This is a genomic window from Protofrankia sp. CiP1_Cm_nod4, assembly GCF_982290645.1.
The window spans coordinates 1,889-14,019 of sequence record NZ_CEVIVC010000134.1 but is presented as its reverse complement, the minus strand read 5'-3'; the positions used below and the strand labels follow the sequence as shown (position 1 = coordinate 14,019).

Genomic DNA, 12,131 nt, shown 5'->3' with positions numbered 1-12,131 from the left:
CCCGTACCCACTCCTGCGACGACGTCCGGTCCGGGCTGTCCGCTTGACGATTCCTCGGCGGACAGCTCGACGCGTGAACACCTGTTCGATGAGACCGTGAAACTCAGGTCGACAAGCAGGCCAGCAGTACGCCTACAACCGGCTCCTGGTGACGCGGGTGCCACCCACCAGACAGGCGACCGTCACCATCTCGCTGTCACGCAGGATATGCACCAGCGCATAGCCCGGTATGCTCGTATGTATGCGAACGACCATCAACCTGCCTGACGCCCTGGCAGAGGCGGCGAAGGAACGCGCCCGAGCCGAGGGCCGGACGTTCACCAGCCTCGTCGAAGAGGGGCTGCGCAGCGTCCTGGCCCGCGGCGAGCAGCCGGTACACGTCGACCCGCTCCCCGCCTACGGCGACCCCCAGGGCCGGTTCCTCGTCGACGTCACCGACCGCGGCGCGCTCTGGGCGGCACTGGACGCCGACGGCCGGCGATGATCCTGCCCGACGTCAACGTCCTCGTGTACGCCTACCGACGCGAGGCGCAGAACCACGCCACCTACGCGTCCTGGCTCACCGCGACAGTAGGCGGCCGGGACGAACTCGCCCTGACCGACCACTGCCTCACCGGATTCCTCCGCATCGTCACCAACCCGCGCATCCTCGCCGACCCGGCACCCACCGCCGACGCGCTGCGGTTCGTCAACCGCCTACGGACAGCCCCGCGTGGCCGGCCCCTGACAGCGACCCCGGCCACCTGGGACGTGCTCGGCACCCATGTCTCCCAGGACCAGGGCATCCGCGGGAACCTCGTGCCGGACGCCTACCTTGCGGCCCTCGCCATATCCCACGGCTGCCGGCTCGCCACCACGGACCGGGGCTTCGCCAGATTCCCCGGCCTCGATTTCTTCGATCCAGCCACCACACATCGATGATCATGTATGGACGAGAGTGTCCGGCGGGGCAGCCGAACCCCCACGCCCCACACGCACGCTCAGGAATCATGCCGGGACCGCAGCCAGCCGCACCGCCAAGGGTTCCAGGAGGCTCGGCCCTCCGGCGGCTACGGGTCGCGCAACGCACGTTCACCGTCGCCGCCCACCCTCCAGCACCGCTTCCTGACGCCATAGCGGATCACAAGTACCAGGCTGAGCTGTCGATGCCACGAGCCCGGTAACCCCACACCCCGCCGGGTCCCATGAGCGCGATCATCCCATCCGCTCCCGGACCAGACCCGGACGATCTGCCGTTCCGGCACCGGAGCCGGCGGGGGGCCAAGCAGGCTGCCCTAAATCTGCACGGGCTGGCTAGTCCGCCAGTTCGACGAATCGTTCCTGGCAGGGCGGCCAGAGCGGAAGTCTCTCGTGGTTCTGCGTGGGTACGAAGAAGGCTCCGCACAGTGCACGGACGGCATGGCCCTCGATCGTGTTTCCCGCGAGGTGCTCGCGGTGGGTGTAGTGGCTGTGGCGACCGGGTTCGGACTCCGCGAGCTCATGCGCGGTGACGATTTTCTCGAGTTCGGCGACGCAGATGGTCCAGGCGCCTGGCTCGGCGATGTTCGTGTAGGAGTTCTTGCAGCGGTCCCAGCCCTGTTCGGGAGGGCTCAGGCTGATGAGTGCTCGTACGGTGAGCTGCCACGACAGACTGCTGCCGGCGTAGGCCGCTAGGGGGACGACCTCGAGTTCGATCTCGTCGGCTTCGTAGCCGGGCTCGCGCACAGGTGTGACGATGAGGGTGAGTCTCGCGAGCCTGCCCTCGTCTGATCGCGGATGTGGGATGTCGATGCGGGTCGAACCGCCGCTTTGGATCTCGCGGAGCGCGTCGAGCATCTGTCGTTGGACGGCGAGTTCCCATGCGGTAAGGAGCCGCGCGGCAGTCTCCTGTCGGAGGAGGCGCTGGTCCTCGGAGGTGGGCAGCCAACGGTGCAGGCCGCCGACGTCGTTCTCCCGCCTGACCCGCATGTAGAAGTCGTCGTGGTCCTGGTGTTCGCCCTTGGCCAGCCCAGCGACCAGCAGCCAGTGGACGCCGGTTACGCGATCCTCCCAGACGCCTCCTCGCCACTGCGCTGTCTTGATCTCCAGGAACCGCAGCTTCGTGAGAAGGTCATCGACATCCTGGACGACCTCGTCCGGGAGAGCGCCGAGGGTGAGGCCATCGGCGGTGGCGGCCGCGCCCGCTCCCGCGGGAAGGTGCCGGGGCCCGGGATGTCGTCGAAGGCGGGCCGTGACGGCGTGGTCGGGCGGCACGCGGCCCGGCGAGGACAGCGAACCGGCCGACGAGGGCGTGCCTGAAAGATCGGAGGTTGTCCCCACACAAAGATCACACAAAGATCAGAAGTAGGCTAGTTCGCAAAGAATCTTGCCTCAAAGATCTTGACAAGTTCCGCGGCAGCCGCCACGGACGTCGCTCCGGCGGCTGCCGTCCGCTGGCCGGGATCAGGTGTTCCCGTCTGCCGGCCCTGGCCTGGTGTGGGCTAGTGTCACGGGTGGAGACATAGCGGGCACGGCAGGGGGACGGGGTGCGCGAGGGGCAGGGCCGGTGGGAGACGGTCACGCCGTCGCAGTTCCCGCATGAGCGGGAGGCGCTGGAGCACGTCCGGCGGCTGCTGCCGGACGCCGAGCCGTACCGCGCCTGGTCGAACTTCACCTTCACCGCGGCCACCGGGCACATCCGCGAGGTCGATCTGCTGGTCGTCGCCCGCGGTGGCGTCTACCTCATCGAGATCAAGAGCCTGGTCGGCCGGCTGACCGCGTCCGGGTCGAACTGGACCCAGCACCGCGACTCGGGCGACACCCGGATCTTCGACAACCCGCTGCACCTGGCGAACCAGAAGTCCAAGGAGCTACGGTCCCTGCTGGAGAACGCCGGCCGCGCGAGCCGGACGAGGATCCCGTTCATCCAGCCGGCGGTCTTCCTGTCGAACCCGGCCCTGCGGGCCGAGCTCCCCGACCACCAGCTCCACTGGGTCTTCGGCCCCGAGCGGGGCACCCCGGGCGACGCCCCCGGCCAGAGCGCCAGCAGGCACGGTGGTGGCGGTGGTGGTGGCGGGGCGCTGCCGTCGATCTGGTCCGGCCTGCTGGACGCGCCGCTGCGCGACGAGCGGCAGCGGGTCACCCCCGAGCTGTCGAAGGCCCTGGCCAAGCTGCTGCCGGCGGCCGGGATCGCCCGCAGCCGACGCCACCAGCGGGTGGGCTCCTGGCAGCTGGAGTTCCCGGCGTTCGACTCCGGCCCGACCTGGCAGGACTACCATGCCGCCCACGCCCAGGTCGCCTCCGAGCGGCGACGGGTGCGGATCTACCTCGTCGAGCGGGCCGCCGGGGAGGCCGAGCGGGCGAACCGGGAGGCAACCGCCCGCCGCGAGTTCCTGGTGCTGCACGGGATCAGCCATCAGGGGATCGTCCAGGTCGACGGGTTGGAAAGCCACGAGGCGGGCCCGGCGCTGATCTTCCGTCACCGGCCGGGCGAGATGCGCCTGGACCACTATCTCGACCGGTACGGCGGCCGCCTCGACGCCGGCACCCGGCTGTCCATGATCCGTCAACTGGTCGAGACGGTCGCCTACGCGCACGGCCGGCATCTCTACCATCGGGCGCTGGCCGCCCGCAGCGTCCTGGTCGTGCCGCGGGGCCGCCGCGCGGCGGACGGGAACGGCGACGGCAACGGCGGGCAGGGCTGGCTCGCACCCAGGCTGATGATCAGCGACTGGCAGGCGGCGGCCCGCGACGCGGGCTCGGGCACCGGTGCGCTGACGAGCGCGCTGACGGGCGCGCTGACGAAGACGTCGCGCGAGCTGGCGGTGGAGCCCGCGGCCCGGTTCCTGCCGCATCTGGAGCTGGCCGCCGCCGGCTACCTGGCGCCCGAGATCGGCGCCCCCTACCCGGACCCGGTCGGCATCGACGTCTTCGGCCTGGGCGCGCTGGCCTACCTGATCCTCACCGGCCAGCCGCCCGCGGACAGCCCCAACGCGCTGAAGGCGCGGCTGGAGCAGTCCGGCGGCCTGCAGCCGGCGGAGGTCGTCGACTCGCTGTCCGAGACGGCGAACGAACTGGTGGCGCAGGCGACCCGCCCGCTGCCCGACGACCGCTTCGCCAGCGTCGGCGAGCTGCTCGACTGGCTGCTGCTCGTCGAGGACGAGTTCACCCGGCCGGACGTCCCGGCGCCCGCACCCGGCGGCAGTGCCGCGGACGGCGGCCCGCCGGCAGGCCCGCCCACAGCGGGACAGGCCGGGCCGAAGCCCGGGCCGGAGCGGGACCCGTTGGAGGCTCAGCGCGGCGACCTGGTCGGTGACGAGTGGCGGATCCGGGAGCGGCTGGGCACCGGTTCGACAAGCCGCGCCTTCCTGGCCCACAACGAGAAGACCAACCGCGACGAGGTCCTCAAGGTCGCCCTCTCCGACGAGCGGGTGGCGCGCCTGGAGCACGAGGCGTCGGTGCTGGGCCGGCTGAACGACTCCCGGGTGATCCGCCTGGCCCGCCCGGACACGCTGGTCGTCGGCGGGCGCACGGTGCTCGTCCTCGACCACGCCGGCGAGCAGACCGTGGCCCGCCGGCTGCGCGAGGGCCGGCTGTCCGTCGACGAGCTGGAGACCTACAGCGACTACCTGTTCGGCGCGGTCGACTACCTCGACGGCGAGGGCGTCGCCCACCGCGACCTGAAACCGGACAACATCGTCATCCGCCGCCGGCCGAACCGCACCTACCAGCTCGTCCTCATCGACTTCTCGCTGGCCAGCATCTCCGTCCGCGACACCACCGCCGGCACGCCCCGCTACCTCGACCCGTTCCTCGGCGCCGGCACCCGCACCACCTACGACGACCACGCCGAGCGCTACGCGCTGGCGGTCACCCTGCACGAGATGGCCTCCGGCGAGCTGCCGCTGTGGGGCGACGGATCCGCCGAAGCGCGGTTCACCACGGGCCCGCCGACGGTGGCCACCGAGGCGTTCGACCCGGCGATCCGCGCCGGCCTCACCTCCTTCTTCCTGCACGCGCTCGACCGGGACGCGGCGCGGCGGTTCGCGTCGCTGAAGGACATGCGCGACGCCTGGCAGGCCCTCTTCCGCGCCGCCGACTCCACCCCGCCGGCCCCGACCGTCCATCCGTATCCGCCGGGCGACGGCCGGCCGGCGACCGGCACGGCGGGGCTCCGCCCCGCCGGCCCCGCCGGCCCCGCGGACGCCGTCGACGGGAAGGCCGCCCAGCAGGCCCGCGACCTGGCCGCCGCCGCGGCCACCGCCGACACGCCGCTGGAGGCCGCGGGCCTGTCGCCACGGGCGGTCTCGGCCGCGCACCGGCTGAACGCGACGACCGTCGGCGAGCTGCTGGCGCTCGGCTCCAAGGAGATCATCAGCCTGCCGGGCACCGGCGCGAAGACCCGCCAGGAGCTGCAGTCCCGGATCCGCCTGTGGCGCCGCGCGCTCGCCACGCCCCCGGCGGTCACCACCCCCACCGGCACGCCGCGGCCGACGCCGGACGGGCGGCAGCCGACCGACGCGACGACGGCCGACGCGACGACGGCCGCGGTGCCGGACTACGCCCGCATGCCGGTCGAGGATCTCGCCGACCGGCTGCTCCCCCGCGCCCTCTCCGGCGGGCGGGGCGCCACCGAACGCAACGCCACCGAACGCGAGGCGACCCGCCTGCTGCTCGGCCTGCCCGACGCCGCGGGCACGCTGCCGGACGTGCCGCTGTGGGCGCCGCAGCAGCAGGTCGCCGAGCGGGTCGGGGTGACGTCGGGCCGGATCGCGCAGGTGCTGACCGCGCGGCGCAGGGCCTGGCACGCCGACGGCGCGGTCCGCTCGGTGTACGACGAGCTGGTCGGGATCCTCCGCGGCGCCGGCCGGGTGATGGGCTTCGACGAGCTGGTCACCGCTGTGCTCGCCCGCCGCGGCAGCGCCCGGCGCTCGCGGCCCGAACGTCAGGCGCTCGCCGCCGCCGTGGTCCGGGCCGCGCTGGAGACCGTCGACCTCGACCCCGAGCCGCGCCTGGCCCGCCGCAGGTTCTACGAGCGGACGCTGGTCGCGTTGGAGGCCACCGACGACGACGGCCCGCTCACCCCGGCCGCGCCCGCGCTCTTCGCGTACGCCATCGCCCTGGGCCGGGCCGCGGACCGGCTCGCGCGGGCCGAGGAGCTGCCCGCCCCGGCAACCGTGCTGCGGGAGCTGGCCGCGGTCCGCGCCGGGCCCGTCGCGGGCAGTGCCGACGACGCCGACGACGCCGGTGACGCGGGCCTGGCGGGCGGCAGCACCGGGACCGCCGCCGACGGGCTGGCCGGCCTGGCCGGGCTGCCACCGCTCGAGGCGCAGCGCCTCGTCCGGCTGGCCGCCGCCGCGTCGCGCACCGCCGCCGCCAACGCCCGCCTGGAGATCTACCCCCGCGACCTGGGCCTCGTCCGGGCGCTGCGCCTGGCCCAGGCCGGCGTGCTGCCCACCCGCCCGGCCGCGCTCCCACCGCGGCCCGGCGAGCCCGGCAGCCCCGGCAGCCCCGGCGGGCCGGAGGAGCGGCCCGACCGGCCGCTGCTGGACGTCGCGACCATCCACGAGCGGGTGCGCAACCGCTTCCCGGGCCTGGCCACCGAGCTGCCGGCACACCCGGCGCTCGACGGCCCGCTGGCCGCGGCCGGGTTCGCCCTCGAGTGGGACGCGGCCCGCGACGGCTACATGCCCCCGCACGGCCTGCTCTCCTCGACCGGGACCGGTTCGACCGGGCTTGGCTCGCGGGCGGCGCCGGTCGTCCGCCAGCCCACCGGCCTGGGCAGCAGGCCGGCGCGCACGGTGTTCGACAGCCCCGACCGGGCGGCCGCGGCACTCGCCGAGCAGCGGCTCGCCGCCGCCGCCGAGGCCGGCGGTTTCCGGGCGCTCACCGTCCGGCGCAACCACTATCTGGCCGCCCGCGCGGAGCTGGCCAGGCCGCACCGGTTCGCCGCCGAGCCGGTCGACGTCGCGGCCGTGTTCCTCGACGCGCTGCACGCCGAGGTCGATCCGCGGCCCAGGCCGACCTGGGCGACGATTCTGCGCGCCGACGCCGCCGAGCCGGGCAGCCGGGAGGCCGGCAACCTCGCCGAGTACGTCCGGACGGCCTGGGAGCGGGCCGCACCACCGCTCGCCGAACTGGTCGACACCCCCGCCAGCCGCACCGAGCCCGACGGCGCTAGGCCCGACGGCGCTGGGTCCGACGGCGCTGGGTCCGACGGCGCTGGGTCCGACGGCGCTGGGTCCGACGGCGCTAGGTCCGACGGCGCTAGGCCCGGCCGCACTGAGCGCGGCCGCACCGGGCCCGGCGGCCGGCCGGCGCCGCTGCTGCTGCACGACGCCGGCGTGTTCGGCCGCTACGGCGGCCGCGGGCTGGACGTGCTGTTCGCGCTCGCCGAACGGGCCCGCGCCGACGGCCGGCCGCTGTGGGTGCTGTGCCCGACGACCGAGCCGACCCGCCCGCCGCGCCTCGACGGCGCCCTCGTCCAACTGGTGACCGAAAGCGAGTGGATCGCCCTGCCCGACGCCTGGGTCACCAACCGGCACCGATCCGCCGACGAGGACCCCGACCTCGCCGGCAAGGCATCCTGACGAGACGACCGACCGAGCCCCACGGACGCGGCACCACGCAAGTCCGGTGGGGCCACTCGAACGCCGGTCAAGTAGCGCGGATCCCATCCACGACCACCCGCACAGGCCATGATCCAGGAGAGTTTGTCGTTGTGTACGTTTTTTGGCCGCAAAAGCGTACATAACGACAAAATTACGCCGATCTTCTCTGGCGGCCGACGTCCATCGAAGCGTGCCATCGTTCAGGAGGGATACGTATGGTTACCTGACCGGCGCTCTCGGCCCGCCTGAAACCGTGAAGGCGCCCGAGATTGCGTTTTTTGGGTCTGCGAGGCATGCCGGCCGCGCGAATGATGATCTGCCGAGCGACACGGGCGAGGCTTCCCGGAGCTGTCAGCGACCACACGTATATTCGCATGTATGTTCGATCGCATCATGGGGTGGCTGCCCGCCCGCGGCGCTCGCGTCCACTACGCTGACGGCGTGGCGGAGCCGGGCATCGAGGAGCAGGCGGAGCTCGTCGCGCTGCTTCGGCAGCGGCCGCGCGGGCTCAGTTGGCTTCAGCTCGCCGGTGCCGTGCTGGAGAGCGGGAGTGCTACGGCGGCGCGGGCACAGCTTGTCGCTGACAGCCTCTTCGGCGACGACGACCATGCCGTGCTGCTCGACCGGGCGCGGGACGAGGTCCGTGGCTGGCGTGCGGCCGGGCTGGAGTTCCTCTCGATCGCCGACGAGCGCTATCCGGCGCGCGTCCGCGACATCCACGAGGCTCCCCCGTTCCTGTTCGCCCGCGGCCGCCTGCTCGCCGATGACAGGGCCGTGTCCGTCGTGGGTTCGCGCAAGGCGTCGGAGCGGGGCCTGAAGATGGCCAGGTCCATCGCTGACACGCTGGTGTCGATGGATCTCACGGTGGTTGCCGGTCTCGCGGCGGGGATCGACACCGCCGCCCACGAGACCGCCCTCGCCTGCGGTGGACGCACCGTGGCCGTCATCGGCACCGGGATCAACAGGTGCTACCCGACCGCCAACCGCGGGCTTCAGGAGCGCATCGCGAAAACAGGGCTGGTGCTGTCGCAGTTCTGGCCGGACGCGCCGCCTCAGCAGCGTAACTTCCCGATGCGCAACGCGGTGATGTCCGGCTACGGCATCACCACGATCGTCGTCGAGGCGGGCGAACACAGCGGCGCCCGCATTCAGGCCCGGATGGCGGTGCACCACGGCCGGCCGGTGATCCTGACCGATCTCGTCGTCGACAGCACCGAGTGGGGCAGAGAACTCGTCGGTCGTCCCGACGTCTACGTCGCGTCGTCGATCGCCGAGGTGACAGCCGTGGTCGACAAGCTCGCCGAACGCCCGAGCCAACTGGAAGCGGTTCTCAGCCAGATCACCGTCTGATGGTCACCCGCTCACCCGCTCTCGACACACTCCGCGACCTCATCGGCAGAACAGGAAGTCTGTTCCTCTGCAATGTCCGATGGGTGCAGTTCCGCTCCAGCGATGTGACTATGAGATGATCATTCTGCCGTGCAATGGGGCACGTATTGGCGGTCCTCAGGGTCTGCCGTTCGAATCAAGATCCTGGACGCGAGCTTGGATGAGGGGGAGGATCTCTGCTACCGCTCTGTCCACAGACGCTGCAAGTACTTCTGCGTTCAGCTTGCGGTGAGGGATGTGGGCCAGCTTGTCGCGTAACGCAATGGCGCCGCTATAGGCGTATGTCACGCTTCCGTGCGAGGCCTGCTTCAACATCTCGCCGAAGGTGAGCATGCAGTACGCGAGCGAGAGCAGTCGCCCGTCGCCTGCTTTCGGTATTCCGTCACGAGAGATCGATAGGGCACGGTCCAGTGCCGCCCGCGCGTCGAGCAGGCATACAAGTTCGCGGCGTTCGCGATCAGCGGGGGTGGCGGTCATGCCGCCCCGCGTGCGTCGTCGAGGTATTCGGTTTCCTCCACGTCCACACCGGGGCCGCGGGGGACGACTTCCACGGTGGCGTCGATAATCGTGGAAAGGTCGGTTTCGAAACCGGTGATGTCGAAGTAGGAGCGGCCTTCGTCCAAGGTCGCCACGAGCTCTCCGGGCTCCGCGCTCAGCGCGAAGGAACGCAGGCCGTAACGGCGCCCCAGCTCGTGGATCGTCGCCGCGTTGGCCCGCAGCCGCGCGGGGCTGGCGAGTCTCATCGCGTGGCCTCTCCTCTGGGACGGGCGCGAGTGGTCTGCTGGTCCGACGTCTGCTTGACAATATCTCGTAGCCGCTCGTCTTCGGGCACCCGCAGCCACTCCTCGGCGCCGACCGCCCGGGCCTCGGCGGTGGTCGTCGGCTCCCTGCTCGGCCGGTTGGCGAACCAGCCGCCGCTGCCGTCGTCGAAGACGAGGTAGCCGAAGAAAGCCCGCCAGCCGAACGCCAGGTGCATGCGGCCCCAGGTCGAGGGGATGCCGGTGTGGTCCAGCCGGGCGCCGAAGTCGAGCAGGCCGGTGTGGCGCGGCCGGGGGCGACCGGGCCGGATGAGCCCCTGCACGGCCGAGCGGATGCCGTCCGCGTCGATCAGGACGTCCGCGGTGGCCCGGGTGCCGTCCGTAAAGCAGGCGGGCACCCCGCCGCCCGCCTCGCCAGGCTCAGGTCGGTGGCGGCGCTGCTCGGTCTGGTCACGGCCGTGGTCGCCTGAGTTCGGTCATTTGGTTAGTGCCTTGCCCGATCCGCCGACGAGGACCCCGACCTCGCCGGCAAGGCATCCTGACGAAACGATCGGACGAGAGCCCTACGGACGCGGCACCATGCAAGCCCTGTGGGGCCGCTCGGCCCGCCTGAAACCGTGACGCCGTCCGTGATTGCGTTTTTTGGGGCTGCGAGGCATGCTGGCCGTGTGAGTGATGATCTGTTGAGCGATCCGGACGACGACCTGCTGACCACGGGCCACGTCGCGGAACTGCTCGGCTGCTCGCGCCAGCACGTGGTCGATCTCTGCCGGCGGGGCCTCCTGCCGCATACCACTGTCGGCACGCATCGCCGCATCCGCCGCGGCGATCTCACACCGTTTCTCCCGGCCGAACTGACCCGCGACCAGGCCCGTTCGCTGTGGCTGCATCAGGCCGTTGCCGGCCGGCTCGTCACTGATCCGGACGGTGTTCTTCAAGCCGCCCGGGAGAACCTGACACGGCTGCTTGAGATTCATCCCAGCGGGGTGACCCGGCACTGGCTCACCATCTGGCAGGACATGCTCGACGCCGGGCCCGACGTGGTGCTGGAGATCCTGACCTCCACCACACCGCACGCCCGCGACCTTCGACAGAACTCGCCGTTCGCCTGCGTCCTCCCGGAAACGGACCGACAGGCAGTCCTGACAGCGTTCCGCGCCAACTGGCGACGGACACACGCGGCATGCAACCGGAGCCCCACGACTGCGTGATCGCGAAGCTGGTTGCGGGTCGTGAGAAGGACTTCGCCTTCGCCGACGCGCTTGTCCAAGCCGGGCTGATCGACCCACACGTCCTCGAGAAGCAGCCGAGCAGCGTCCCCGCACATTTCGCTACGATCAAGAGAATCGGGATGTGCCCCCGCGGCCAGCAGACCTTCGGTCAGGGCGTATCCGTATTGACGCCTGAAGCCACAGAGCGCATACTCTGAGCGCCCTGGGATACACGCCCCAGCGGAAGTGGCGCCCCGACCCTCCGGATGGTGGGTGCGGGGCGTTTGCGCTGTTCAGACATGGTGCACCGTGATCGGGCCATGCAGGGCGAGATACTCACTACGCCTACACGCCTGCCATGCCTGGCCCATCACCCCCACGCTCCACCCATTACGCGAACTGATCGACAAGCTCGCAGCCGGGCATCGGCTCCGCCTCTATCTACCCCCGTAGATCACAAAGGAGCTACCAAGCACAAAAAACCACCGATGGATAGACTTCCATCCCCGAATAAGATAGACATCATGAACGATACAAGCAGCCGCCATCACGATCTAATTTCCGAGGGATCGTACTTGCTCGATAAATCGCGGCCGCGCTGGGGGTGAGCTGGCATACCGCGCATGGCGGGTTCATCAGTGTCGCCGCGGCGGCGGGGATCGTAACCACCGAACAGACTACGACCATCACCTCAGCCCCGGGTCCGGATGCTGATGCCACCATGGCCGGGGCTGACGCCGGGGCCACAGGTGAGCAGCGGCCTGGTTCGCAGACGGCCCGGTCGGTGTCGAGCCCGCTGCCTCCGGTGGAGGTGCTGGGGTTGGACGACCAGCGCCGCGGACGTCCCCGCTGGCACCGTGACCCGACCAGTGGGCGGTCTGTCACCGACGCGGATCGCTGGCAGAGCGTTCTGATCGACGCCACGGGTGGCCATGGCCTGCTCGGGGTCGTGGAGAGCCGCGCCGCCACCCCGGTCGTCGACTGGATCACCGCCCGGCCCGCCCCATGGAGGGCCGGCGTCCGGGCGGTGACGATCGACATGTCCACCGTCTACCGGACCGCCGCGCGGGCCGTGCAGGCCGCGCTACCGTACCCGATGGTCGCGGTCGACCCGTTCCACGTCGCCCAGCTCGCGAACAAGGCGGTCGGCGACGTCCGCCGCCGGGCCACCCACCGGCTCCGCGGTCGCCGTGGCCGTGCCACCG

11 protein-coding genes are annotated in these 12,131 nt (G+C 71.5%); 7 read left to right on the top strand and 4 right to left on the bottom strand.

The features are described from left to right. Nucleotides 1-241: 241 nt before the first annotated feature. Nucleotides 242-484 (top strand): hypothetical protein, encoded by a 243-nt coding sequence (locus AC5LSR_RS19635; RefSeq protein ID WP_250287101.1) that lies wholly within the window; start codon nt 242-244, stop codon nt 482-484. Then, on the top strand, nt 481-921 hold the full coding sequence (locus tag AC5LSR_RS19630; protein ID WP_250287099.1) for a type II toxin-antitoxin system VapC family toxin: 441 nt from the start codon (nt 481-483) through the stop codon (nt 919-921). Before AC5LSR_RS19635 ends, AC5LSR_RS19630 begins: the two co-directional genes overlap by 4 nt. A 372-nt stretch (nt 922-1,293) precedes the next feature. On the opposite strand, the gene AC5LSR_RS19625 is transcribed toward AC5LSR_RS19630, so the two are convergent. Further along, nucleotides 1,294-2,298 (bottom strand): DUF3039 domain-containing protein, encoded by a 1,005-nt coding sequence (locus tag AC5LSR_RS19625; RefSeq protein ID WP_493468792.1) that lies wholly within the window; start codon nt 2,296-2,298, stop codon nt 1,294-1,296. Between the two features lie 206 nt (nt 2,299-2,504). Here AC5LSR_RS19625 and pglW point away from each other — a divergent pair, with 206 nt between their 5' ends. Continuing rightward, a complete protein-coding gene (gene pglW, locus AC5LSR_RS19620) occupies nt 2,505-7,547 on the top strand; it encodes a BREX system serine/threonine kinase PglW (protein WP_493468791.1) in 5,043 nt (1,680 codons plus the stop codon). Between the two features lie 399 nt (nt 7,548-7,946). Next, nucleotides 7,947-8,918 (top strand): DNA-processing protein DprA, encoded by a 972-nt coding sequence (locus tag AC5LSR_RS19615; protein ID WP_250291615.1) that lies wholly within the window; start codon nt 7,947-7,949, stop codon nt 8,916-8,918. Nucleotides 8,919-9,074: 156 nt separating this feature from the next. Here the strand turns inward: AC5LSR_RS19615 and AC5LSR_RS19610 are convergent, their stop codons facing one another. The 3 genes from AC5LSR_RS19610 to AC5LSR_RS19600 are packed head-to-tail and all read right to left on the bottom strand — an operon-like array spanning nt 9,075 to nt 10,113. Then, entirely contained in the window at nt 9,075-9,434 is a 360-nt protein-coding gene (locus AC5LSR_RS19610) for a hypothetical protein (protein ID WP_250286686.1), read from the bottom strand. Then, nucleotides 9,431-9,700, bottom strand: coding sequence for a hypothetical protein (locus AC5LSR_RS19605; protein ID WP_250286684.1), 270 nt, complete (start codon nt 9,698-9,700; stop codon nt 9,431-9,433). The genes AC5LSR_RS19610 and AC5LSR_RS19605 overlap by 4 nt, the downstream gene beginning before the upstream one ends. Further along, a complete protein-coding gene (locus AC5LSR_RS19600; protein ID WP_250286682.1) occupies nt 9,697-10,113 on the bottom strand; it encodes a hypothetical protein in 417 nt (138 codons plus the stop codon). Before AC5LSR_RS19600 ends, AC5LSR_RS19605 begins: the two co-directional genes overlap by 4 nt. Nucleotides 10,114-10,305: 192 nt before the next feature. On the opposite strand from AC5LSR_RS19600, the gene AC5LSR_RS19595 reads away from it, so the two are divergent. From AC5LSR_RS19595 to AC5LSR_RS19585, 3 genes are all read left to right on the top strand, one after another. Further along, nucleotides 10,306-10,926 (top strand): helix-turn-helix domain-containing protein, encoded by a 621-nt coding sequence (locus tag AC5LSR_RS19595; RefSeq protein WP_250291613.1) that lies wholly within the window; start codon nt 10,306-10,308, stop codon nt 10,924-10,926. Continuing rightward, nucleotides 10,923-11,144: a hypothetical protein gene (locus tag AC5LSR_RS19590; protein ID WP_250286678.1), complete on the top strand. Its 222-nt coding sequence runs from the start codon at nt 10,923-10,925 to the stop codon at nt 11,142-11,144. Before AC5LSR_RS19595 ends, AC5LSR_RS19590 begins: the two co-directional genes overlap by 4 nt. Nucleotides 11,145-11,746: 602 nt before the next feature. Further along, the coding region (locus tag AC5LSR_RS19585) for a transposase (protein WP_493468790.1) at nt 11,747-12,131 on the top strand (385 nt) is incomplete at its 3' end.